Here is a 24,231-nt window from a genome sequence, read left to right as displayed (position 1 = left end):
GATATGAGATACTAGTAGCATAAGCAATCCCTACAACACCATATTTTTAATTAAAAAATAATTAAGTAAGATATTAGTAACATTATTTACGATAGCTACATATGCCATGTGCAGGCTTTTTCAGAAGTATTAAATAAAAGCAACAAAATTCATGTATAACCCTCAAAATACATAATTTAGAGAAATCCAGAATATATAAGGAATGGAAGCCTTGAATTTTTCATTAACAATAGATCCAAACAAAATTGGGCTTCCCATCAAAATAATAAAAATTCCGATCAATAAACACGCTAAAAAGCATAACTAAGCTGAAGGATTTATACCTTTTTTACTTAATCAACTTAGCTAACCTTTCATAAACATAAGGTGTATATATCTTTTATAAAATGTTTACAAATATAAAAAGGACACTAGATATTTGAACTGCCATGACATGAAAACCAACATCTGCTATCCCTATAGTATTTGCCATTAAAATTCTATCTGAATTGCTGATAACAAATCTATTTATTATATAAAGAATTAAGGGCATCACATAAAAAATTCATACAAAATAATATTTCTTTTTAGTATCAAATGTTATTATTTTTTCTCTTTAGAGGTACACAATTGAAAAAAAACGAAATAAACACTTGTAGAAATAAACCAAGCATATATTCTCCCATGCCATCCTAAGTGGTATTTAACTAAAAGAAGGAGTAACAATAAAATTTCAGGTATTGCTTTAGAAAAAATGAAAACAATATAATGTGTGGCTTTTTTCTAAATACTAAGAAGACAGAGAAACTAATAATATATATAGTTAATAAAGCCATAACGCAAATTTTCAGAAACTGCTTGAATATTTAGCAAACTCTCTAGGGGTTTATTAAATAATATTGAAGCTATCAGAAACAAAACAAAAGGAAAAAGTGGAATAACTTGTACAGAAGAAAACAAAGAAGCATACTCTTTATTCATCTTTTATAAGGTAATATTCTACAGATAAATAATCAGAAAAAAAACAACCAATTAAGGGAACCAAAGTAAAAAAATAAGAATTATATATTGTTTAAATTAAATAATCCTCTAGAGTAGGATACCTAAAAAAGATGGGCAAAACCAGGAAGTTAGCCGCCGCTCCAAAAAATCCAGCAACTCTATAGATTACAAAAGATTTAAATAACTTTAAACTCATTGCTAACTCAACAAAACTTCCCTAAGTCTTTCACCTGCTTTTCCATCCAGCTTAAACATCCAGTTTTCTATGAAACTCTTTTTATTTAAAAGCTGACTTTTATGTAATTCATCAATTGAACTTAGTACTTGCGACAAATTCTCAATTTGATAAACTGGATGTCCAACGCCACTATCCACTAAAAACTTTGATGGAAAAACCTCATCAACCGGATGATTCTCAAGTGTAATGATGGTAGTGTGAGGAAATGCCACCAAGGGCATTAGCAATGTAGAGTAAAATCCCATCACCACTTCTACCTTAGAAACTAACTCTGAAAACCCATCATTATCAATAAGTTTTAATTTACCCTGACTTTGCAGTGTATCCCACCCACTAGGCTCTTCTAGTGGATGAATCTTTGCAAATAATATATATCCCGCTTTTCCACATTCCTCGGTAAGTTTAGAAACAAAGCGTTCTTTATAGGATTTAGTCCACCCTAGCAATCCTTGCTTCACAAAAGCTTGATCGATAAACAAAACTGCTTTAAGACGTTGAGAAGATGACTGAAGATCAGACCATTGGTCAAATGAGGGAAGCCCAATAAAAACTACTTTCTGGTTCTCCTCTAAATGGTCAGCGAGTTGATGCGCTTTGTAAATTTTTGGACTAAATGAAATATAAAGGTCTGCAGTTCTATAAGAAGAATTGATTAATTTAAACGTGTTAAATATTGAATTTTTGCTTCTAACTGCATAATACCTCTCTAAGAACTCCTTTGGTTCACTGCTAACTTTCTGTACAGTTCGCTTAAAAAACAGCCGTGTTTTAGCTTTGACCAAAAAGTTAGATAACACATCTAGTAGGTAAAGATGTTTCTTTGTCTTATGTAAGCTTGTGATTTTTTCTAAAGAAGCTTTTAACTCATAATCTCTGAATCCATGTTCCAAGTGGCAAGTTATAATACTTCTCTCCTTACACGCCACATTTAGTGCCACATGGTTATAACTTTCTATAAAGAAGAAAATCACCTTACAAGGATTTATTTTATCTAGTAAATCAAATGCATCATTATAATCTTTCCAAAACAAGATTTGCCCATACTCTTTATATGCCTCATTTTTTACTTCATTTTTAGAGGCATATTCAATAAAATAGAAATTAAAATCTTGTTTACATACCTTGAATAAGTCTAAGAAATCTTTTCTATTATAGTCGCAGACTACAAGTAAATTTGGTTTTTCATTCATGGATATCCCTAGGATAAAAGAGGAAGCTTATTATACATTCTTAATTAAATTGGCTGCTACAAGCCTAAAAGTATTTCTACAAACTCTCTTACAGCCCCTTCTCCACCTTTTTTATTTAATAAAAGGATATTAGGTATTTGTTTAACCTTTGCAAATGCATTACTTGGAGTTGCAGGCACACCAACATTGTTAAGTAGCTCTATATCATTTAAATCATCACCTATATAAGCGACCTCATCTAATGAAATTCCTTCCTGCTCGCATAACTTTTTTACAACAGAAAGCTTATCACTAACACCCTGATAAACAAAGTCAAGCTTTAACTTTTCTGCTCTATTCTGATTTAATTGTCTATTTTCAGCAGTCACTACTCCTGTTTTAATTCCAGCATTTCGCAACAACTCAAACCCTTTTCCATCATAGGTACAGAACTTCTTCAACTCATCTCCATGCTCACTATAATACATGCCTGCATCTGTCAACACACCATCTATATCAGAAAGGAACATTTTGATTTTAGGTTTGCTCAGGTTCTTTGAAAAATGCTTTTGCATGAGCATTTCCACTACAATCCAATCATCGTCTTCGTCTAACTCAGTTGAAGTGTACTCAGGCATTTCATAAATACCTATTTTACCACTAAGCCTGTTCCTCTCTCGCTTAATATTTCCGACAGTGTTTATATAGAAAGCCCCATTTTCAAGCAAAAGGCCTTCAAAATCTTGGCGTCTAGGTCTGCTCAAATAATTGTAGTTGATTGGAGCCCCATCTGCACTCCAAACAAATCGCTTGATACGGGCACATGTTAACAAGGAATCAAACTCTTCTGCCTCATATTTACCTATTGCTTTGTCAAAATCTTCAGCCTGGGTAAGGGGGGAAGTAGCTTGCACTAATATAATGGCAGTATCTTCTGAAAAACCTTCTTTAGAAATGAATTCCAAAAGAACTGATTCGGTGGAAGAGGTATCCTGAGCGTTTGCATCTGAACGTCTAAAGATTTCAGCCTTACTAAAGCCAAATCCCAACACCACCTCTTCTATTTTGTCACTGTCAGTTGCAACATAAACTTTATCAATCCTGGATGCGTCTTCTAAAGCTTTTAAATTCCAATATATCAAAGGTTTACCACAGAAACTTTTGATATTCTTTAATGGTATAGACTTACTGCCACCTCGGGCAGGAATTACTGCAACAGTTTTCATTTTAAAAGAAAAGAGAATCCCCTCTTACGAGGGGATTTCAGATTATTTTTGATTTTTAAGTTTTGCTCTTTGCACTTTCTCAATTTCCAAAATTTCTTCTTCTTTGAAACTAAGAGCTTGGTATGTAGCATTCAAATCTCTAACAAGTTTTTTGAAACCAGTAGGCTCCAGAGAGGCAGCATGATCAGTACCTTTCCAGGTTCTATCTTTGGTGAAATGGCGCTCAATCCAATTTGCACCTAAAGTGAAAGCAGCATTGTCAATAGCTATACCTAAATGGTGTCCTGAAAAACCAATGGTCTTCACTCTATCTCCAAACCTCTCATAGAGTCTGTTAATCTCTAATAAACATACATTATCAAATGGAACTGGATACCCAGAGGTGCAGGAATATATTACTAGCCGATCTTTTGCTGCATTTGTTTCTTCAAAGAAACGCACAACTTCTTCCTCTTCTTCTTGAGTTGTCATACCAAAGGAAATATGGATTTCTCCTTTATAGGTATCTCTGAGCACTTGCAACATTGCGTAATTGTTATTGCAAGCAGATGGCACTTTTATAAAATCTGGATTTAACTCAATGATTTCATTAGCAGAAATCACATCCCAAACTGATGTAGAGTAACCAATACCAATCTTCTCGCAATAATCCTTAAGCTCCTGATGTTGCTCTTTTGTAAACTCAAGGTATTCTCTATGCGCACCATATGTATCTCCATAAGAGTTAGCCGGATTTGGATGGGGCGCATTGTATTGTTCTTCTGTTAAAAGTTCCAGATTATTCCTTTTCTGGAATTTAGCATAATCAGATTTGCATTCCTTAGCTAGTTGTATTAGCTCTTTAGCAATTTCCATACTTCCCATATGGTTACAACCAATTTCAGCTATAACTTTTGGAGCACTGTAGTTAAAATCAAACATATTATGAAGTTTAAGTAGTATTTGAAACAAAATTTAAAATTAAGCACGAAGACTTAAAGTTTACTATTTAAAAAGATATTTTTTTACTTCTGCCATCTCCTCATCTTTCAATTTGACTTTAAAATGTGTAGAACCTGTTTCAAGAATGGAAGGAGGTAAAATGTACCGGATAGCCTTATAAAGACCACTTCTTATGATGGTAAATCTATTGTTTGAAAAAAACCTAAATACTAAAAGATATAACCAAACGATATATTCATAGTATTTATTAACTAGTTTATATTTATTAACTATATCTAATACAGTGGTAATCCTTATTGGAACTCTATTTACAATTATTTGCTCCATTATTTTTATAAAATGGCCTGCAAAAACATTCTTATAAGTTAATTGTAAAGTTGAAACTGAAGTAATTAAAGCTAATATCTTCTCAAATAATCTAATTCTAGATTTAAACCTTTGCAATGTGATATTATGTTCACTAATTCTTGAAACATCAACATTACGCCTTAAAAAACAATCTGGCAGGACTTTAACCTTTGCATAAACACAGTTAGCTACTAAAGCTCTTATGTGAAAATCCCAATCTTGCCAATTCATGGCAAGCTCATCCCATAAACCAACTTTAATCAAAGATTCGCTTTTCCAAATTGGCGAAGTAGTCTGCCATGGCAAATCTAAATGCAGAAATCTTTGGAGATCATTTCTTTCATCTAAAGAATTCCAGATTACATTAGAGTCTCCTGGTTTGTTAGTAAAAACTAACATAGGAAATACAGCAAAATCAAGGTTCTGATTTTTTTGCATATAGTCTACCCGTTGTTCCAAGCAGTAAGGGGCTAACAGATCATCTGAATCCAAAAAAATAATGTATTTCCCTTTAGCATGCTCAATTCCAATATTCCTGCAAGTAGGAGCTCCTTTAGGGCTTCTGCTCCTTTTGATAAAAAAGAATCTTTTATCTTTTTCAACAAATGATTCAACAACATTTTGACTTAAATCATTTGACTCATCATCAACAATTATTGCTTCCCAATTAGAATACGTTTGGTTATAAATGGAATCCAAGGTTTCACTTATAATCTTAGCTCTGTTGAAATTTGGGATGATTATACTAACTAATTGACTATTCACATTACAAAGACTAAATATTGGCAATTTGCTTTAAATACAGCTTTCGATTATTTTTCTTAAATTTGTAATACTTTTTTCCATAGTATAGTTAGCAACTATATTTAGGCGCCCTTTTCTTCCGAGGCTAGCAGCTAACTCTGCATCTTCCAACAATTTAGTCATATACTTAGCCATTGTAGTAATGTCACACTCATCTAATAAAAACCCCGTCTCTCCATTAATAACTATATCTTTTATACCAGCATGAAAAGTGCTTACAACAGGAAGTCCACAAGCTTGTGCTTCCAAAATAGTATTTGGAGTTCCTTCAGAATCACCAGACAAAGGAATAAGCGAGTGCTGTACAAAAGCTCGGGACTCCTGCATTAATAGAGCAATCTCCTCATGTGGAAGTGAATGATAAAGCATAACACTTTTTTCCAGCTTAAGAGATTTTACAATTTTACTACAAATATCGTATAGGTTACCTGATCCTACCATGAGCAACTTAGCATCCGGTACTTTATCAAGCACTTTTTGGAAAGATAATATTGTAAGGTATGGGGCTTTCTTTTCTACAAATCTACCGACAGCTATTAGCTGCTTAGGTGACAAATTTACTTTGGCTTCACTAAATCGATCAGTATCTACTCCGTATACATTGTAAAATATTTTATCAGAAGGTGCTCCTAAGCTTATTAATTGATTTCTCATATCCTTAGATACTACAATTAACGCCTTTGCATAAGAAAATAATTCCTTATACTGTTCCTTGAATTCATCTAAAATATCTTTTCTATAAGCATCATACCCATGGAAGTGAACAACTAGGGGAATATTTAATTTTTTACAACTAGGCATCACCTTAACGCCTGTCATACCATACTCTGCAAGTACTATATCAATTCCGTTTCCAAGAAGAAACTCCTTTATTCTTTTTTCATATAATACATTTTTAGCTGTATGGTAGGCGTTTCTAATGTACCTCTTAATAAAGGGCTGTTTTGCAAAATCTCCTCCTTTAGATATTATATATTCAGGAAAAGACTGAACTGAAAGAGTTTCAGCATGCAAATTGTTTATATGTGATTGAATAAAAGTTTCAGAATATTCAAGAGCCTTTGTCCTAATAACAACGCAAATTTTCATACAGATTCAACTAAATTCGATATTACAATATTAGCTAAGTATTTTTTTTACAAAAAACCTTATCGTTACCTTTATTTCTTCAAGCACTTTCAGCACTATTGTAATACCATAAATCATAAGGACAAAAGGAATATAATAATCTAATTTATTCCAAAGTAAAAACAAGATTACTAATGACAACAATACTTTAGGCACCCAAAATACTATTATAAATTTCCAATCAAATCCAAAACTTTTGACAAATCCAAAATATAAATTTATCGGCACATTAAAACTTAGATATACAAGCGCATAAACACGAGCAACATCAACAATAGAATAGAATGCTCCAATTACAATCCCTAAAACTAGGATTACTGCATTAACAGCGCCTACGTAGAAATTAGTTTTTTCCTTCCCTAATAAGTAGTAAATATTACCAATTGTTGTAATTAAACCCTGAGTAAGCAGCAACAATCCGAAATAAGGCAATAACTCGGCAACTGCAATCCAGTTAGGCCCCCATAAAAAACTAACTAATTGTTTTGGAAAAACTATTAATACAAATGCAATTGGAAAATCAAGAAGGCTAATTATGTTCAACACCCCTTCGTATTCTTTATTTATGTCTCCTCCACTACGTTTTAGTTTAGTTAAGCTAGGGAGCAATACAGAGCCAAAAATTCCTGAAACAATATTTAGTGGTAGGGTTAACAATGAATAAGCTCTATTATAAATACCTAGTTCTTCAGCTCCATACCATTTTCCAATAATCAAATTATCAGCGTTTCTAGCCCAGTAATTTATTGTATCAAACCCTAAGACACTCCCAATCAATTTTTTTGTTTTTTTATACCCTACAATTGTATATTGCCAAGGATATATTTTATATCCTAAACCAACCTTCAATTCTAAAAAGTAGAAATTCAAAATTGCTACAAAAATTTGCGGAATAATCAATGACCAGTATGAACAATTCAAATAAGCCATTATAATGGTAATTAAAACACTGATTAAGGAAGACAAGAGATCTCTTTTACCTATATATGAAAAATTCAAATTTTTTCGCAATATAGCAGAGGGCACTATTGATAATGGTCTGAAGATAAATACTAAGGAAAAAACCACTATTGGTAATACCAAACTTGAATTCCTATAAAACCAAGCAATAGGATATGCTAAAAGAAGCATAATTGTAAAAATCACTACCCCCATCAACAAACTTAAATTTCTTAAAGCTTTGTAATAAGTAGTATTGTAATTACTTCTTATGACTGCTGCTCCAAACCCCGCATTTGTAAATATTCCTACAAACCCTGTAAACACTGTTATTAATGCAAAAAAGCCATAATCACTTGGCAACAATAGTCTTGAAATAACAATAGAAGACAAAAAACTAATAACCTGTGTACTGTAGGTATATCCCCCTACGGTTAGCACATTAACATAAAGATTTTTTTTAAATTCCAATTGCAATATTATTCAAAACGTTATAGCTAATATTACCTAAAAAGACTGTATTGTTACACACCCTTATAAGTAATTTCTCGCATTCAAGGTTGTTATATAAAAATAAGCTTAAAACGTCCGATGCTCGACCTCTTCCGCGTGAACGGTCTCCCGGAAGTACTCCAGAGTCTTACGTAACCCCTCGGCCCGGGAGACGTGGGGCTCCCAACCCAAGATGGCCCTTGCCTTAGTAATGTCAGGACGTCGCTTCTGAGGGTCGTTCTCCGGCAGGGGTTGGAAACCCAACTTTAGCTCTACGCCAGTCAATTTGCAGATTTCCTCGGCGAACTCCTTTATGGTCACCTCTGAGGGATTGCCGATGTTCACTGGCAAAGCGTAGTCGCTCAGGAGCAAGCGGTAAATGCCCTCCACCAGGTCATCCACGTAGCAGAACGAGCGGGTTTGAGACCCATCTCCAAAAATTGACAACTCCTCGCCACGTAATGCTTGGCTCATGAAGGCGGGCAATACTCTGCCGTCGTTGAGGCGCATGCGAGGACCATAAGTGTTGAAGATTCGCACAATGCGAGTCTCCAAACCGTGATGCATATGGTAGGCCATAGTGATAGCTTCCTGGAACCGTTTAGCCTCGTCATAACAACCCCGAGGTCCTACAGGATTCACATTACCCCAATATTCTTCAACTTGTGGATGCACTTCTGGGTCGCCGTATACTTCTGAAGTAGAAGCAATAAGCATGCGTGCACCTTTAGACTTTGCCAAGCCTAAGAGATTATGAGTACCCAGAGATCCTACTTTTAAGGTCTGGATTGGAATCTTAAGGTAGTCAATTGGTGAGGCTGGAGAAGCAAAATGAAGGATATAATCTAAGTGACCCGGCACGTGCACATACTTAGACACATCGTGGTTATAAAATTCAAACTGCTCTAATTTAAACAGGTGCTCAATGTTCCGCAGGTCTCCGGTAATAAGGTTATCCATTGCAATAACATGGTATCCTTCTTTTATAAACCGATCACACAAATGTGAACCTAAAAAGCCAGCACCACCAGTTATAAGAATTCGTTTTCTATCTTCTGCCATTTTAGTTTGTTATTTCTGTTACTGGTTGTACTTCTTGGACGCCTATACCATAATAAGCAAAGCCCTGTTCCTGAAGTTCCTTTGCCTCATAGATGTTGCGGCCGTCTATGATAACCTTATTTTTTAGCAGTTTGCCGATGACCTGGAAGTTGGGCGAGCGGAACTCGGGCCACTCGGTCACAATCAGCAGCGCGTCGGCGTCGATGAGGGCCTCGTACTCGTCCTTGGCGTATTCCACCCTGTCGTTCTCCCCAATCATATGCTGCGCCTCTTTTATGGCTACTGGATCATACGCTTTCACACTAGCACCCTCTGCCAAAAGCTTTTCAATAATGACCAATGAAGGAGCCTCACGCATATCATCTGTTTTAGGCTTGAAGGAAAGCCCCCATAGCGCAAAGGTTTTACCAGCAAGATCCCCTCCAAAGTGCTTCATCACTTTATTGAAAAGGACTTCTTTCTGGTTCTCGTTCACAGTTTCTACTGCCTGCAGTATCTGCATCTGATATCCATTCTCTGCCGCAGTTTTGATCAAGGCTTTCACATCTTTAGGGAAGCAAGAGCCTCCATAACCTATGCCTGGGTAGATGAATTTATTACCAATGCGGCTATCGCTACCTATGCCACGGCGCACCATATTTACATCTGCGCCCATGATCTCGCACAGGTTGGCGATGTCATTCATGAAGCTGATTTTGGTGGCGAGCATCGAATTGGCCGCATATTTGGTCATCTCCGCCGAAGGAACGTCCATAAAAATAATGGGGTGGCCATTCAAGAGGAACGGTTTGTAGAGCTTGCGCATCACTTCCTCGGCTTGCTCACTCTCAACTCCTATGACAATTCTATCTGGCTTGAGGAAGTCGTCAATAGCAGCACCTTCTTTCAGGAACTCGGGGTTCGAAGCCACGTCAAAAGTTAGGTTAAAACCTCTCTTTTCCAATTCTCCTGTCACAGCCTGTTTTACTTTCTGGGCCGTGCCCACCGGCACTGTGCTCTTGGTCACCACTACCAGGTAGTCGTTCATGTGCTGACCGATCTCCCGGGCCACACCCAATACATATTTCAGGTCAGCAGAACCATCTTCACCTGGAGGGGTACCAACAGCAATAAAAGCTGCATCACATCCCTGAATGGCAGTAGCTAAATCTGTAGTGAAATGCAGTCTGTCTTTTGCAACGTTCCGCATCACCATCTCCTCCAGCCCCGGCTCGTAGATAGGCAAAATACCTTGCTTTAAATCCTCAATCTTTTTGACATTGACATCAATACAAGTTACATCTATACCTACTTCAGCGAAGCAAGTACCTGTCACCAAGCCTACATAGCCTGTTCCTACAACTGCAATTTTCATGGGAGAAATTTAAAAATTAAGATTGTTCTAGAAATAAAGGTTAATGGTAGAAACTCTTATGCCATCCACTTTTTCCACCAGTGCTGGAACACTACCAACGCCCAAATGCGGGCATGGATGTCGCCTGGATTTTTAGAGAATAGCTGAGCTTTCAACCGCTGAATCTCTTTAAGGTTAAAAATTCCCTGGGCTTCTATAAAGGAGTCCGAAAGAAGGTCATCCATAATCATAGGCCGCAACTCGTTTTGGAACCATTTTAGCAAAGGAACCTCAAAACCGTGCTTCGGGCGTTTGTACAATTCAGCAGGCAACATCTCGCGGAAGGCATCCTGCACGATCTTCTTCTTCATGCCGCCATCAATCTTGGAGGACTGGGGCAAAGAGAAGGCGAAGTTGACCACTTTGTAATCCAGGAAAGGAGTACGTACCTCTAAGCTGTTGGCCATCGACATCAGATCCACCTTGGTGAGCATGTCATTTGGCAACACGAGTTGCATATCGGTTAAGAGCACCTCGTTTATGTCCCCTTTTTGGGAAAGGTGACTTAAAATCTTTTGGCGACGCTTTTTGTAGACATCCTTGGAAAGTATCTTTTTGGATTTGCCGCTGAGTAAGGATTTGGCGTCTTCTTCGGTGGCGAAGGAAGCCCAGCGCCAGTACCGGTCCTTAGCGGAAAGGTTCATGCCCTCACCAAACCTTTGAAACTGCCGCATGCGGTTACCGAAGGAAGAGTTCCTGGATTTGGGCATCATTTCCCAAACCGGCAGCAAAGCGGCCACTGCTTCGGCGGCAAATCCGCCTTGACGGACTTTGTACTCGGCCATGTGCTTGTTATAGCCGGCAAAAAGCTCATCAGCGCCGTCACCTGACAAGGCAACGGTCACTTTCTGGCGAGTATAGTGGCTTAGGATATTTACAGCCAGGGCTGATGAATCAGCGAATGGCTCATCTATGTAATCGAGGGCTCGGAACAGATGATCGTATAGGTCATTGTTCGTAAGCGAGAAGACCGTGTGGTTGGTCTTGTATTTATCGGCCACCAATTTGGCGTACTTGGTCTCGTCAAAGAAGGGCTCGTCTTTGTACCCGATGGAGAAGGTATTCAGATGTTGTGTATGACGGGAAGCCAAGGCCACAATCGCCGAAGAATCAATTCCGCCGCTCAGGAACGCTCCCAAAGGAACATCAGAGATCATGCGGCGCTGCACCGCACCGTCCATCAGGTCTACCAGTTTTTTCTGCTGTGCCTCATAGGAGAGCGTGTTGTGCTTTACCTTTTTCTCATCGTACGGAATCTTGTACCACCGCTTTATCTCCACTTTGCCCTTCTTCCCCACCATGAAATAATGGCCCGGCATCAGTTTTTTGACACCTTTGAAAATGGAAGCAGGTCCGGGGATGTAATTTAGCTGAAGGTACTCGTACAATGAGGCATAATCCAGTTTGCGCGGTATCCCGAAGGCCAGCAAGGACTTCATCTCAGACGCAAACACCAGTCTATCCTCGTCCTGGAACATCAGGAGGGGCTTAACGCCATACCGGTCCCGGGCTACAAACAAGGTATCCTCCTCTTTGTCGTAGATGGCAAAGGCGAAAAAGCCATTCAGTTTCTTGAGAAACGAAGGTCCTTCTTCTATGTAGTATTTCAGCAATACCTCGGTATCTGACTGCGAAAAGAAGGAATACCCTTTGTCTACAAGTTGCTTTTTAAGCTCCTGATAGTTAAAGATTTCGCCGTTGAAGACAATGGTATAGCGCTCATTTTCTGTATGCATGGGCTGACATGCCACATCACTTACGTCAATGATGGATAGTCGCCGATGGCCTAACCCTACGTTTCCGTGGGTAAAATGCCCGCCGGAGTCTGGGCCGCGCAGTTGAAGCGCGTCAGTTGAGTCTGGTAAACGTTCGAGGGCCAACCGGCCCTCCTGAGTAAAAGCGTAGATTCCTGATATACCGCACATATTGCCGCAAAGGTACGACATATCCTTGAGATGGTTTTACTATATCGGATAGATTATACTTCTCCACTCAAATGCATTTCTACCTGAAGCCTTAAAACAAAAGCAAATAATTAATAACCAACCACTTAACAAACAAAAAACAAATTGTTAAGGATTTATCCTTGGTTTTAACTTTTTATATCACCATTTGTGTTTTTTGTTAATTTTATAATTAATCCAAGCAAAACAATTTCAAATATCTTCACCCAGAACCGTCCTCTGCATTGAACTTTGTTCTAGTTGGATCATTAGGATATCCTTTAAACAGGCCAAAAAGCAAACAGTAACCCTCTTAAAGAAACTCATCTTTGAGACATCCATCCTGAACTTTGTGGCGCTGCTGGCTCCCTAATCTTTCAACATGAAACAGTTGTTCATTAATAAAAAAAAGGGTTTGCCACCTCTTGGTAGCAAACCCTTTTCAGCCTATTTTTTTGAAAAAGAGTTCTAAAACGCCCGATGCTCGACCTCTTCCGCGTGGACGTTCTCCCGGAAGTACTCCAGGGTCCTTTTGAGGCCCTCCGCCCGGGAGACCTGGGGCTCCCAGCCCAGCAGGGCCTTGGCCTTGGAGATATCCGGCCTGCGTTTCTGCGGGTCGTTCTCGGGCAGGGGCTGGTAGCCCAGCTTCAGCTCCACGCCCGTCAGCTTGCAGATCTCCTCGGCGAACTCCCTGATGGTCACCTCCGAGGGGTTGCCGATGTTCACCGGCAGGGCGTAGTCGCTCAAGAGCAGCCGGTAGATGCCCTCCACCAAGTCGTCCACGTAGCAGAAGGAGCGCGTCTGGGAGCCGTCCCCGAAGATGGACAATTCCTCGCCCCTGAGCGCCTGGCCCATGAAGGCGGGCAGCACGCGGCCGTCGTTGAGGCGCATCCTGGGCCCGTAGGTGTTGAAGATCCTGACGATGCGCGTCTCCAGGCCGTGGTGCATATGGTAGGCCATGGTGATGGCCTCCTGGAAGCGCTTGGCCTCGTCGTAGCAGCCGCGGGGACCGACGGGGTTCACGTTCCCCCAGTACTCCTCCACCTGCGGGTGCACCTCCGGGTCGCCGTACACCTCCGAGGTGGAGGCGATCAGCATCCGCGCGCCCTTCGCCCGCGCCAGCCCCAGCAGGTTGTGCGTGCCCAGGGACCCCACCTTCAGCGTCTGGATCGGGATCTTGAGGTAGTCGATGGGCGAGGCCGGCGAGGCGAAGTGCAGGATGTAGTCCAGCTCGCCCGGCACGTGCACGTACTTGGACACGTCGTGGTGGTAGAACTCGAACTGCCCTAATTTGAATAGGTGCTCGATGTTTTTGAGGTCCCCGGTGATCAGGTTGTCCATCCCGATCACGTGGTAGCCCTCCTTGATGAAGCGGTCGCACAGGTGCGAGCCGAGGAAACCGGCGGCGCCGGTGATGAGCACGCGTTTTCTATCCGTTTTTGCCATTATAGCCTTGAAGTAGCGTCTTTTTAGTGTCTTCTCTGTCTTTTAGTTCGTGGTCTCCACGATGGGCAGCACCTCCTTCACCCCGATGCCGTAGTAGCAGAAGCCCAGCTCCTGCAGCTCCTTGGCCTCGTAGATGTTGCGGCCGTCGATGATGACCCTGCTTTTCAGCAGCTTGCCGATGACCTGGAAATTGGGCGAGCGGAACTCGGGCCACTCGGTCACGATCAGCAGCGCGTCGGCGTCGATGAGGGCCTCGTACTCGTCCTTGGCGTATTGGACCTTATCGTTCTCCCCGATCATGTGCCGGGCCTCTTTGATGGCTACCGGGTCGTAGGCCACCACAGAGGCGCCCTCCGCGAGGAGCTTGTCGATGATCACCAGCGAGGGCGCCTCGCGCATGTCGTCGGTCTTGGGCTTGAAGGAGAGCCCCCACAGCGCGAAGGTCTTCCCGCTGATGTCGCCTGAGAAGTGCCGCATCACCTTGTTGAAGAGCACCTCCTTCTGGTTCTCGTTCACGCTCTCCACCGCTTGCAGGATCTGCATCTCATAGCCGTTCTCCTGGGCCGTCTTTATCAGCGCCTTCACGTCCTTGGGGAAGCAGGAGCCGCCGTAGCCGATGCCCGGGTAGATGAACTTGTTGCCGATGCGCGAGTCCGAGCCGATGCCGCGGCGCACCATGTTCACGTCCGCCCCCATCAGCTCGCACAGGTTGGCGATGTCGTTCATGAAGCTGATCTTGGTGGCCAGCATCGAGTTGGCCGCGTACTTGGTCATCTCCGCCGAGGGCACGTCCATGAAGATGATCGGGTGCCCGTTCAAAAGGAACGGCTTGTACAATTTGCGCATCACCTCCTCGGCCTGCTCGCTCTCCACCCCGATCACGATCCGGTCGGGCTTGAGGAAGTCGTCGATCGCGGCGCCCTCCTTGAGGAACTCGGGGTTCGAGGCCACGTCGAAGGAAAGGCTGGAGTTTCTCTTCTCCAGTTCTTCTGCCACTGCCTGCTTCACCTTCTGGGCCGTGCCCACCGGCACGGTGCTCTTGGTCACCACGACCAGGTAGTCGTCCATGTGCTGGCCGATCTCCCGGGCCACGCCCAGCACGTACTTCAGGTCCGCCGAGCCGTCCTCGCCGGGCGGGGTGCCCACCGCGATGAAGGCCGCGTCGCAGCCCTGGATCGCCGAGGCCAGGTCCGTGGAAAACTGCAACCGCCCCTTCTCCACGTTGCGGAGCACCATCTCCTCCAGGCCCGGCTCGTAGATGGGCAAAATACCTTGTTTCAGGTCCTCGATCTTCTTGACGTTCACGTCGATGCACGTCACGTCGATGCCCACCTCCGCGAAACACGTGCCCGTCACCAGGCCTACGTACCCTGTGCCTACTACTGCGATTCTCATAATAGATATATTAGAATTATACTTTATTAGAACTAAAAATAGGTTCCTCTTACAATTTCTTTATACAAACATACCTGTATTCTAAACAAAAGCAAAAAAAGTTACAATGCTTCTATATTTCAGACAAATCAACAGTCATATTTCTGGTACATTTCTTGAAAATCACATAATAAAAGCTATGCACAGCTTACAAATTTGAAATTATCTACTTCTTTCCAACGTTTGCATTACATATTTTAATAAATTAAATATTTTTTTGTATATTACCTACACAACTGTAACTTTGTTTCACTTCAAAAAGCGTCAGTATCTTACCATTTTCACTCAAGTCTAAGTTTATGAAATGTTTATCTGAGAACACATTTGTAGTTGTGATGGCTGGCGGAGTTGGCAGCAGGTTTTGGCCTTTCAGCAGAAATAACTACCCAAAACAGTTTCATGATGTTCTGGGCATTGGGGAGAGCATGATTCAAACCACGGTAAAGCGTTTCTCCACGGTCTGCCCCAAAGAGAACATATACATCGTAACGAACAGAGAATATAAAAATCTAGTAAAGCTTCACTTCCCTGATTTCAGTGAGGAGCAAATACTACAAGAACCTATCGGTCGGAACACCGCCCCGTGCATAGCCTATGCTTGTTTCAAAATCGCACAAAGAAACCCCGCGGCTAATATAATAGTAGCCCCCGCTGACCATGTTATCCTCCGTGAACAGGCTTTTCTGAACTGCATCCAGCAAGGATTGGAGGTTGCCTCCCAAGAGGATATCCTCGTCACCATCGGCATAAAACCCACGCGTCCTGATACAGGTTATGGTTACATCCAATATTTACCGGAAAGCACCAGATGCGCGATGAAGGTAAAAACCTTTGCGGAGAAGCCTACTTTGGAAAAGGCATTGAAATTCATTGAAAGCGGGGATTTTGTTTGGAATGCGGGTATTTTCATCTGGAACGCACAATCTATCCTTAAAGCCTTTAGAACGCACCTGAAAGACGTAGCAGATCTTTTTGAGGACGGCGCTGCCTCATTTTACACCCATGAGGAGGATGCCTTCATTGATGCTACTTACGCCAACTGCCGCAACGTTTCCATTGACTACGGGATCATGGAGAAGGCGGAAAACGTACAGGTGATTTTAGGCGACTTAGGCTGGTCAGATGTGGGCACCTGGAATTCGCTGTACAGCATCGCTGACAAGACGCCCGAAGGAAACGTGGTAGACGGCGACACTATGCTGTACGATACCCAAAACTGCATCATCAAAACTCCCCAAGACAAATTAGTGGTTATCCAAGGTCTGCAGGACTACATTGTAGCAGAGCATGACAATGTACTTATGATCTGTCAGCGGAAAAATGAGCAACAGGTTAAGGATTTTGTTTCCCATGCGAAGGCAAGCAAAGGATTAGAGTATGTATAGTTCCTTATTGCTAAGGATGCTCTTTTAAGAATTTCGTATTTTATACCTGCTGGGTCATGGGCTTAATCAGAGGAAACTGCTGGTTAAGCCCACGACCCATTTTACATCAAAGCAGTTAAAAAAGACTGCAGACAAGCTTTGTCCTTACATGTAACTACTTACCATAACGCATCATTTCTGTGCAGCAAATTTGCAAGTACCTGACCTAGCTTCTCCTCTCACTCATAAGTCAAGAGTCTTTGTGGTCAATAATTTGTGGTCAATAATCTTTGTGGGAACTTCTGTTCGCCTTCAACACTACAACTTGCCAATTGGGAACAGCTTTCCTTTTAAATTGAAATACATAGCAAACCTGTTTTGAGCTTAATTTGCTAAAAAGGGCTTACAAACAACTTTTAAAATATTTTTCAAAAAACATGCGTCTTTTGGGCAGGTACTCCGTCATCAGGGCAAAAATCAAGTTATTCTAAAACTTACTGCCATGAAAAGATTGCACATAAACATTAGTGTAAAAGACCTGCCGGAATCTGTGGAGTTCTACTCTGCCCTGTTCGCTGCCAAACCCACTGTTCTGAAAACCGATTACGCTAAGTGGATGTTAGAAGACCCGCGCGTAAATTTTGCTATCTCCAGCAAAAACACGAGCATAGGGATTGAGCACCTGGGCATCCAGGCGGAGACTCCGGAGGAGTTGCAGGAGGTATACAGTCGGTTGGAGAGAGCCAAAGGCACCATCCGGAACGAAGGTGAAACTACCTGCTGCTATGCTCAATCTGAAAAATCCTGGATTCAGGATCCGCAGGGAGTCGAATGGGAAACGTTTTATACCTTTGGAACTTCCACTACCTACGGCGGCGAGACTAAAGAAAATGCCTGCTGCGCCCCTACTTGCTGCTCCACCGTCACTCAAGAAATTGCAAGTGCTTAATCTCCAGAAAACATTGACTCCATGGATACGCTTACCAAAACAATCCTACAGCCACTCCAGTCTGAGCACTACCCTCAGGTAAAAGCCATCTACGAGCAGGGCATCGCTACTGGTAATGCCACTTTTGAGACCACCGCTCCCACTTGGGAGACTTGGAATATGAGCCATCTGCCACATAGCCGGTTTGTGGCGCTCACCGATGCTGGAGAAGTGGGGGGTTGGGCAGCCCTCAGTCCGGTTTCCGGTAGGTGCGTGTACGGCGGCGTGGCCGAGGTGAGCGTCTACGTGCACGAGAATTTTCGGGGACAAGGCTTGGGTGCAAGGCTGCTGAACCAGTTGATCACAGAATCTGAAGCCAACGGAATTTGGACTCTGCAGGCGGGAATTTTCAAGGAAAACGAAGCCAGCGTGGCCCTGCACCAGAAATGCGGGTTCCGGATGGTAGGCATGCGGGAGCGCATCGGAAAACTGCACGGCAAATGGCGAGACACTATTTTGCTGGAACGCCGCAGCAACTTAGTAGGCTTGTAAGTTGTAGGCGAATAGATCCGTTTTAGGCCTACTTCTAATAATATAAGCCCAAAACTGAATTTCCTTTGGCTCATGAAACTTAATTAGGTTGGCAAAGGCTGCTATAAAAACTATCTACTTTTCTGGCATTTGTTAATTTCACTTCCTTATGGGAAATAACTCCAACTGTAGTTCCTCTCCTGAGTGTGCCTCACAGGATCCTTGTGCTGCGGTAGCACCAATTTTCCTTACCTATCAGGAAGCGCTAAAAGGATTCATCCGCAAACGGGTACCCAGCCCTGCCGATGCCGAGGATCTTTCCCAGCAGGTGCTGCTGAAGGTACACCGGCACTGCGAGAAGTTACCCGAGGTCCGTAACGTTCGGGCCTGGCTTTACGAGATCACCCGCCACGTGGTACATGACTTCTTCCGCGAACGCCAGCGAGAAACTGCCCTGCCAGAAGGCACCGAGATAGTAGACCTGTCCCATGAGAATCCGCTACACGATCTGGAGAGTTGCGTGCTCCCACTCCTGCAATTGCTTCCGCCAGAATACGCCGAGCCACTGCGCCTGAGTGACCTGGAAGGTGTACCGCAACAGGAGATCGCTAATCAATTAGGACTATCCCTATCCGGTGCCAAATCAAGGATACAGCGCGGACGCGAGAAACTGAAAGCGGTTTTCCTGGAGTGCTGCCACTTGGAACTAGACCGACAAGGCCGCCTCATCAGTGCGGAGATCAAGCCAAATTGCCAAGTTCTACAAAATTGCAGACCTTAAACTATCAAAAAGGGCATAAACATTTAGGGCCAGTTTTTACAAAAACAGGCCCTAAATGTTTATGCTCATACCAATCTTTCTTAAGACCGAATTCTGTCTAATTAGCTTAGTTAGGGCTTTTATTAGAAGACTTTGGTAAACCTTTTAAATACTAGGAAAAGCACCACAGGCTCTTGTTCCACTTTTAATAGGTTTTCTTGCTAGTGAATATCCTTAAATCAGGTTTAGCAAAAACAAATCTGCATTTGCTTATTGGGCTCAAAGTCTAAACATGGTAGGCATAGGGTTGCCAGTGCAGAACTTTGGCAGAACCCCTTTTGCCTGCTATCTTTGAGGTGGCTTATTGTGCTTTTATGTCAACTTCCTCTACAGCTCTTATTATTGGGGCTGGACCGGCCGGATTAACGGCTGCCCATGAATTCCTGCAAAATTCTCAAGTGCATCCTTACGTAGTGGAAGCCACAGACCGAATTGGCGGCATCTCGGCCACCATCAATTACAAAGGGAACCGCATGGACATAGGCGGGCATCGCTTTTTCTCTAAGTCGGATCGCGTTATGGATTGGTGGCTCTCCATTTTGCCCCTGCAACTGGAGGCCGGGCAAACCATTGGCGCGCTCAATTACCGAGGCAAAAGCCGTTCTATCCCTATTGTTTCTGCAACTGACCCATCTGTTGGAGACAATGTGATGCTGTTGCGCCAACGCAAGTCCCGCATTTTCTTCCGCCGGAAGTTCTTTGATTACCCGCTTTCCTTCTCACTGAACACCCTTGCGCAATTGGGAATAGGCTGGTCCACGAAGGCCGTGTTCAGCTACCTGAAACAAGTGGTGCGACCTATCAAAGAGGAGCAGAACCTGGAGGAGTTTTTCATCAATCGCTTTGGTAAGCACTTGTACGAGACTTTTTTCAAGGCTTATACGGAGAAGGTGTGGGGCGTACCCTGCCAGCAGATTAGTGCCGAATGGGGCGCCCAGCGTATTAAGGCGCTTTCTATTACCGAGGCCTTGAAACACTTTTTTCGGCAGCAATTCTCCTCTTCTCCAGAGGATTTTACCCAGAAAGATACCCAGACATCTTTAATAGAACAGTTCCTGTATCCTAAACTGGGGCCAGGGCACCTTTGGGAAGTAGTAACGCGTCAGGTTCAGGAGTTAGGCGGCGAAGTGCACATGCAGCAAAAAGTAGTCGGGTTGCAGTTACAAGGCAATCGGATCGTTTCCGCCACTATTCAGGAAACCGCCACCGGCGCTACTTACCAGATGCAGCCAGAACACGTCATTTCCACCATGCCTGTCCGAAGCTTGATTCGGGCCCTAGGGGAAGTAGTACCTGCCGATGTGCGAGAGATTGCGGAAAATCTACCCTACCGAAACTTTATCTCAGTGGGCTTACTGCTGCACAAACTGGCTATTCAACAGGAGAACAACCATCTCATACAGGATAATTGGATTTACATTCAGGAACCGGATGTGCAGGCCGGCCGCCTTCAACTGTTCAATAATTGGAGTCCCTATCTGGTCACCGATCCTGCTAAAGTCTGGCTGGGCGTAGAGTATTTCTGCCAGGAAGAAGACGATCTCTGGCAAATGTCTGAAACCGATTTACAGCAATTGGCCATTGATGAACTGCATAAACTAGGTATCATCTCCGCGGATCAAGTGCTGGATGGCACCGTAGTAAAGATGCCGAAGGCCTATCCAGCTTATTTTGGTTCTTACAACGAGTTTCCAAAAGTGCAGGCCTATTTAGACGGTATTGAGAACCTGTTTCTGGTGGGTCGCAACGGCATGCACAAGTACAACAACCAGGACCATTCCATGCTTACCGCCATGCTGGCCGTGGAAAACATCACTGCTGGCCGCATTGACAAAGCTAACTTATGGGCGGTGAACACAGAACAGGAGTACCATGAACAAGCTGATTCTCTCTAGGACCAAATGATGCGCGCTTTTATCCGGGATAACTCCTTTGCGATAGGTTTTACCTTACTGTATGGCATACTGCTTGCCTGGCTCATGCAGAATCATGAGATGTGGTTTGATGAAACGGAACCCTGGCTACTGGCCCTGTACAGCGACACATATGGCGAATTACTTTACAATAAGCGCTTTGAAGGCCATCCAAATCTGTGGTATAGTTTATTGTTCATTATCACTAAATTCACTTCAAACCTCAAGGTTCTACAAGTCACGCAGGGTATTTTTGCGGTAAGCTTTGTATTTGTCTTCCTTAGTTTTTCCCCTTTTCCCAAGGTTTTCAGGCTATTGGTTTGCTTTGGGTACTATGGGCTGTTTGAGTACGGGATTTTAAGTCGGCTTTACGCCATTGAATTGTTTTTTCTGTTTCTGGTTTGCACCTTTTACCCAAAGCGCTTCTCCCATTGGTATTGGTACCTTACGCTACTTGTCTTGCTGGCCCAAACCAACCTTTTTGGTTTTTTCATGGCAGGTGTCTTAGGGTTACTTCTGTTTTCAGAAGCTCTTCGAATTTGGAAAGATTCGCCAAACTGGGAGGCCCCTTCTTTCTTACAAATAACCGCAGGTGCTATTATCTTGGCGGCAGGTTATCTATTCTCACTCTGGAGCATGGTACGGCCCAATGAGACAAACGAATCTGCCTTCACTCAATTTCATCCTTACTATCTTTACCAAGCTGCGGCGCGGGTCTGGCAAGCCTTTGTTCCTGTACCCAATTTCACTACTACTTTCTGGAACACCTCCTACCTGCCTACGAGGTATGAAATACTATTGTCCGCTATTATCTTAGTAATACTCTGTGGGGTGTTCTACCGCACAAAGCGGCTATTACTCTCTCTCTTCTTACTGTTTTTTGCCTCCTTCTGTCTTTTCGTGCTTAAAATGGAAGGCAGTATGAGGCACCATGCCCACTTCTTCTTTTTCACGATTGCCTTTCTTTGGATTAAGACATACTATACCCAGACTGGTATCTCCCCCTCAATACCTTTTCAACAGAAGCTTACTCCAGTGTTTCGTGCGCTTTTAGTAACAGCAGCGTTCTTTCAAGTAATTGCCGGGGTATATGCTTTGGCACTGGATTGGCAACACCCATTTTTTGTGGGCAAGAAGGTAGCCACCTTCCTAAGATCCTTGCCCCCTACCTATACACTTGCCACTGATGAAGGAGTTGTTTCATCCAATATCACAGCGTACTTAGGGAAGCCTATCTATAATTTGCCCAAAGGCAACCTCAAAAGTTTCTACACCCTTGACCCCAATGAAGTGAATGACCTACGCCCTTATATTATATTGGACTGGGCCTTAGCCTTGGCACAACAGAGAAACACTCCTGTAATCCTTGTTTGCCGATTTGAGTTGCCTTATCAATGGGCTTTCATTCCAGTGGAACCAATGGCCATCTTCCGGGGAGACGCCATCACACCTTTTGCTTTCTTCGTGTACAAAATCAATCCCCTCACAATTGCTCCGAAGCAGATGACAGCTGAATACCCCTCCGTTAAAGCGGAGTGATTTGTGTTTACCCTCTAGGAAAAAATCATGTAAGGTCAAACAAATGCGCCCTCTCTCTCGCAACTGGTCTTTTACCATTTCCTTCACCTTGCTTTACGCCTTGTTGCTGGCTTGGCTTATGCAGCACCATGAACTTTGGTTTGATGAAACCGAACCCTGGCTCTTGGCCCTGTACAGTGATTCTTATACTGAACTATTAAACAACAAAGTGTATGAAGGGCACCCGAACCTGTGGTATAGCCTTTTGTTTATAGGAACCAGGTTCACCCATGAATTACTGGCTTTACAGGCAGCACAGTTCATATTTGCTGTGGGGTTTGTATTTGTTTTCCTGCGGTATGCCCCATTTCATTGGCTAGTGCGGCTGCTGTTCTGTTTTGGATACTACGGGTTGTTTGAGTACGGCATGATCAGCAGGCTTTATGCGCTGGAACTGTTCACCACTTTCCTTATTTGTGTCCTCTACCCCAAGCGGTTCTCCCATTGGTACTTCTTCTTACTTATGTTGGTACTCAATGCGCAAACCCATCTCTTTGGGCTTTTCTTTTCTGGGGTCATGGGCCTTATGCTGTTTTCCGAGGCATTTGGTTTCTGGAAAGATGCGCCACAATCACTAACCATCTCTCCTCTGAAAAAATGGCTAGGATTAGGCATATGGGCTCTGGGCTTTATTTATTCGCTGTACAGCATGATCAGGCCGTCTGAGGGTGAGTTGGTCATGGTGAATCTCAGATCTGCCACCAGGCCTTGGCAGGCATTCTTTCCCATTCCGCACTTCGTTGTTGAATTCTGGAATTCCTACATCTTAACTCCCTCCTTAATTGGGTATACCTGCGAAGCTGTTCTCTCAGTGGCTATTGTCGCTTTTGTACTTCGGTGTTTTATGCCGGTGAAACGCCTGTTCTTGCCATTGGTAGCGCTTTTTATGCTGCTTACCCTGTTCTTCGCGTTTAAATACATGGGCAGCCTTCGGCACTTTGGGCATTATTTTGTCTTTACCCTGGCATTTAGTTGGCTGCTAAGCTACCACCAGGGCACCTCCACACCTGCCCTGATTTCCTTTAAACAACTACAAAAACTTCTATTCCTGGCTACTTTCATCCAGTTTGGGGTAGGCATTTATGCGCTAGCCATGGACATCCAGCATCCTTTTCACCCTGCCAAGCAAACGGCGGCTTACTTGCAGGCGCAAGTACCGTCAACTGACCTGGTTGTTCTGGAAGACGACATCATTCTATCCTCCATTGTGGCTTACTACGGCAAGCCGATTCTTTACCTGCCGACGTTAACTCCCACTACTTTTTTTCAACCAAACAGTCCGGAGGAAAATGAGTTAACCCTCTACCAACTGCTGGATTGGGCAAAAGCTTTAGCACAGAGGGAAAGCAGGCGCGTTGTCTTGGTCTCATCGCAGGAAATTGACTTGAATTGGTATCCTTACCCAGTGAAATTACTGGCTCGTTTTGATGCGCCTAACATCACCCATCATTTCTTCTACCTGTATCAGATTACCCCCGCTCCTTTTCCGAAGGCGGATTTTGTGGCGGGCACACCTCAAGGTGCTCTTCGTCCCAACCTTGTCAAATAGCAA

At 43.1% G+C, this 24,231-nt stretch carries 18 protein-coding genes; 7 read left to right on the top strand and 11 right to left on the bottom strand.

Annotation, left to right across the window (positions count from 1 at the left end):
* Window positions 1-1,179: 1,179 nt before the first annotated feature.
* From FOA19_RS19560 to FOA19_RS19510, 11 genes are all read right to left on the bottom strand, one after another.
* Complete coding sequence (locus tag FOA19_RS19560) at window positions 1,180-2,409, bottom strand: polysialyltransferase family glycosyltransferase (RefSeq protein WP_149092525.1); 1,230 nt, start codon at window positions 2,407-2,409, stop codon at window positions 1,180-1,182.
* A gap of 56 nt (window positions 2,410-2,465) precedes the next feature.
* Window positions 2,466-3,614 (bottom strand): acylneuraminate cytidylyltransferase, encoded by a 1,149-nt coding sequence (locus FOA19_RS19555; protein WP_149092524.1) that lies wholly within the window; start codon window positions 3,612-3,614, stop codon window positions 2,466-2,468.
* A gap of 42 nt (window positions 3,615-3,656) precedes the next feature.
* Window positions 3,657-4,535 carry an N-acetylneuraminate synthase family protein gene (locus FOA19_RS19550; RefSeq protein WP_149092523.1) on the bottom strand — a complete coding sequence of 293 codons (879 nt, stop codon included), beginning with the start codon at window positions 4,533-4,535 and terminating at the stop codon, window positions 3,657-3,659.
* Between the two features lie 63 nt (window positions 4,536-4,598).
* A complete protein-coding gene (locus FOA19_RS19545; protein ID WP_190300477.1) occupies window positions 4,599-5,669 on the bottom strand; it encodes a glycosyltransferase family A protein in 1,071 nt (356 codons plus the stop codon).
* Between the two features lie 30 nt (window positions 5,670-5,699).
* Window positions 5,700-6,797, bottom strand: coding sequence for a glycosyltransferase family 4 protein (locus FOA19_RS19540; protein ID WP_149092521.1), 1,098 nt, complete (start codon window positions 6,795-6,797; stop codon window positions 5,700-5,702).
* Between the two features lie 30 nt (window positions 6,798-6,827).
* Window positions 6,828-8,246, bottom strand: a complete 1,419-nt coding sequence (locus FOA19_RS19535) for a lipopolysaccharide biosynthesis protein (RefSeq protein ID WP_190300476.1) — start codon at window positions 8,244-8,246, stop codon at window positions 6,828-6,830.
* 108 nt (window positions 8,247-8,354) lie between these two features.
* The gene (locus tag FOA19_RS19530) at window positions 8,355-9,329 is read right to left on the bottom strand and encodes a UDP-glucuronic acid decarboxylase family protein (RefSeq protein WP_149092519.1); all 975 of its coding nucleotides are present in this window, start codon (window positions 9,327-9,329) and stop codon (window positions 8,355-8,357) included.
* 1 nt (window position 9,330) lies between these two features.
* Window positions 9,331-10,683 (bottom strand): UDP-glucose dehydrogenase family protein, encoded by a 1,353-nt coding sequence (locus tag FOA19_RS19525; RefSeq protein WP_149092518.1) that lies wholly within the window; start codon window positions 10,681-10,683, stop codon window positions 9,331-9,333.
* Window positions 10,684-10,739: 56 nt separating this feature from the next.
* A complete protein-coding gene (asnB, locus tag FOA19_RS19520; RefSeq protein WP_149093136.1) occupies window positions 10,740-12,647 on the bottom strand; it encodes an asparagine synthase (glutamine-hydrolyzing) in 1,908 nt (635 codons plus the stop codon).
* A gap of 486 nt (window positions 12,648-13,133) precedes the next feature.
* Entirely contained in the window at window positions 13,134-14,111 is a 978-nt protein-coding gene (locus FOA19_RS19515) for a UDP-glucuronic acid decarboxylase family protein (protein ID WP_149092517.1), read from the bottom strand.
* 42 nt (window positions 14,112-14,153) lie between these two features.
* A complete protein-coding gene (locus tag FOA19_RS19510; RefSeq protein WP_149092516.1) occupies window positions 14,154-15,506 on the bottom strand; it encodes a UDP-glucose dehydrogenase family protein in 1,353 nt (450 codons plus the stop codon).
* Window positions 15,507-15,844: 338 nt separating this feature from the next.
* On the opposite strand from FOA19_RS19510, the gene FOA19_RS19505 reads away from it, so the two are divergent.
* The 7 genes from FOA19_RS19505 to FOA19_RS19475 all read left to right on the top strand — a co-directional run bounded on the left by FOA19_RS19505 (window position 15,845) and on the right by FOA19_RS19475 (window position 24,228).
* On the top strand, window positions 15,845-16,930 hold the full coding sequence (locus FOA19_RS19505; RefSeq protein ID WP_223808988.1) for a mannose-1-phosphate guanylyltransferase: 1,086 nt from the start codon (window positions 15,845-15,847) through the stop codon (window positions 16,928-16,930).
* 481 nt (window positions 16,931-17,411) lie between these two features.
* Window positions 17,412-17,858: an ArsI/CadI family heavy metal resistance metalloenzyme gene (locus FOA19_RS19500; RefSeq protein ID WP_149092515.1), complete on the top strand. Its 447-nt coding sequence runs from the start codon at window positions 17,412-17,414 to the stop codon at window positions 17,856-17,858.
* 21 nt (window positions 17,859-17,879) lie between these two features.
* Window positions 17,880-18,389: a GNAT family N-acetyltransferase gene (locus FOA19_RS19495; RefSeq protein WP_149092514.1), complete on the top strand. Its 510-nt coding sequence runs from the start codon at window positions 17,880-17,882 to the stop codon at window positions 18,387-18,389.
* A gap of 148 nt (window positions 18,390-18,537) precedes the next feature.
* Window positions 18,538-19,149: an RNA polymerase sigma factor SigZ gene (gene sigZ, locus FOA19_RS19490; protein ID WP_149092513.1), complete on the top strand. Its 612-nt coding sequence runs from the start codon at window positions 18,538-18,540 to the stop codon at window positions 19,147-19,149.
* A gap of 302 nt (window positions 19,150-19,451) precedes the next feature.
* Window positions 19,452-21,083: an NAD(P)/FAD-dependent oxidoreductase gene (locus FOA19_RS19485; RefSeq protein ID WP_223808987.1), complete on the top strand. Its 1,632-nt coding sequence runs from the start codon at window positions 19,452-19,454 to the stop codon at window positions 21,081-21,083.
* Between the two features lie 6 nt (window positions 21,084-21,089).
* Window positions 21,090-22,640, top strand: coding sequence for a hypothetical protein (locus tag FOA19_RS19480; RefSeq protein WP_149092511.1), 1,551 nt, complete (start codon window positions 21,090-21,092; stop codon window positions 22,638-22,640).
* A gap of 358 nt (window positions 22,641-22,998) precedes the next feature.
* Complete coding sequence (locus FOA19_RS19475; protein ID WP_149092510.1) at window positions 22,999-24,228, top strand: hypothetical protein; 1,230 nt, start codon at window positions 22,999-23,001, stop codon at window positions 24,226-24,228.
* The last annotated feature ends 3 nt before the right edge of the window (window positions 24,229-24,231 follow it).

The sequence above is a fragment of the Rufibacter hautae genome (assembly GCF_008271695.1).
GTDB lineage: Bacteria > Bacteroidota > Bacteroidia > Cytophagales > Hymenobacteraceae > Nibribacter > Nibribacter hautae.
This window is presented reverse-complemented; position numbering and strand designations above follow the sequence as displayed.

Excerpts from the sequence above, each read along its gene's own strand:
- FOA19_RS19560 (WP_149092525.1), bottom strand. The coding sequence starts at position 2,409 with ATGAATGAAAAACCAAATTTACTTGTAGTCTGCGACTATAATAGAAAA.
- FOA19_RS19555 (WP_149092524.1), bottom strand. The coding sequence starts at position 3,614 with ATGAAAACTGTTGCAGTAATTCCTGCCCGAGGTGGCAGTAAGTCTATA.
- FOA19_RS19550 (WP_149092523.1), bottom strand. The coding sequence starts at position 4,535 with ATGTTTGATTTTAACTACAGTGCTCCAAAAGTTATAGCTGAAATTGGT.
- FOA19_RS19540 (WP_149092521.1), bottom strand. The coding sequence starts at position 6,797 with ATGAAAATTTGCGTTGTTATTAGGACAAAGGCTCTTGAATATTCTGAA.
- FOA19_RS19530 (WP_149092519.1), bottom strand. The coding sequence starts at position 9,329 with ATGGCAGAAGATAGAAAACGAATTCTTATAACTGGTGGTGCTGGCTTT.
- FOA19_RS19525 (WP_149092518.1), bottom strand. The coding sequence starts at position 10,683 with ATGAAAATTGCAGTTGTAGGAACAGGCTATGTAGGCTTGGTGACAGGT.
- asnB (WP_149093136.1), bottom strand. The coding sequence starts at position 12,647 with ATGTGCGGTATATCAGGAATCTACGCTTTTACTCAGGAGGGCCGGTTG.
- FOA19_RS19515 (WP_149092517.1), bottom strand. The coding sequence starts at position 14,111 with ATGGCAAAAACGGATAGAAAACGCGTGCTCATCACCGGCGCCGCCGGT.
- FOA19_RS19510 (WP_149092516.1), bottom strand. The coding sequence starts at position 15,506 with ATGAGAATCGCAGTAGTAGGCACAGGGTACGTAGGCCTGGTGACGGGC.
- FOA19_RS19505 (WP_223808988.1), top strand. The coding sequence starts at position 15,845 with ATGAAATGTTTATCTGAGAACACATTTGTAGTTGTGATGGCTGGCGGA.
- FOA19_RS19500 (WP_149092515.1), top strand. The coding sequence starts at position 17,412 with ATGAAAAGATTGCACATAAACATTAGTGTAAAAGACCTGCCGGAATCT.
- FOA19_RS19495 (WP_149092514.1), top strand. The coding sequence starts at position 17,880 with ATGGATACGCTTACCAAAACAATCCTACAGCCACTCCAGTCTGAGCAC.
- sigZ (WP_149092513.1), top strand. The coding sequence starts at position 18,538 with ATGGGAAATAACTCCAACTGTAGTTCCTCTCCTGAGTGTGCCTCACAG.
- FOA19_RS19480 (WP_149092511.1), top strand. The coding sequence starts at position 21,090 with ATGATGCGCGCTTTTATCCGGGATAACTCCTTTGCGATAGGTTTTACC.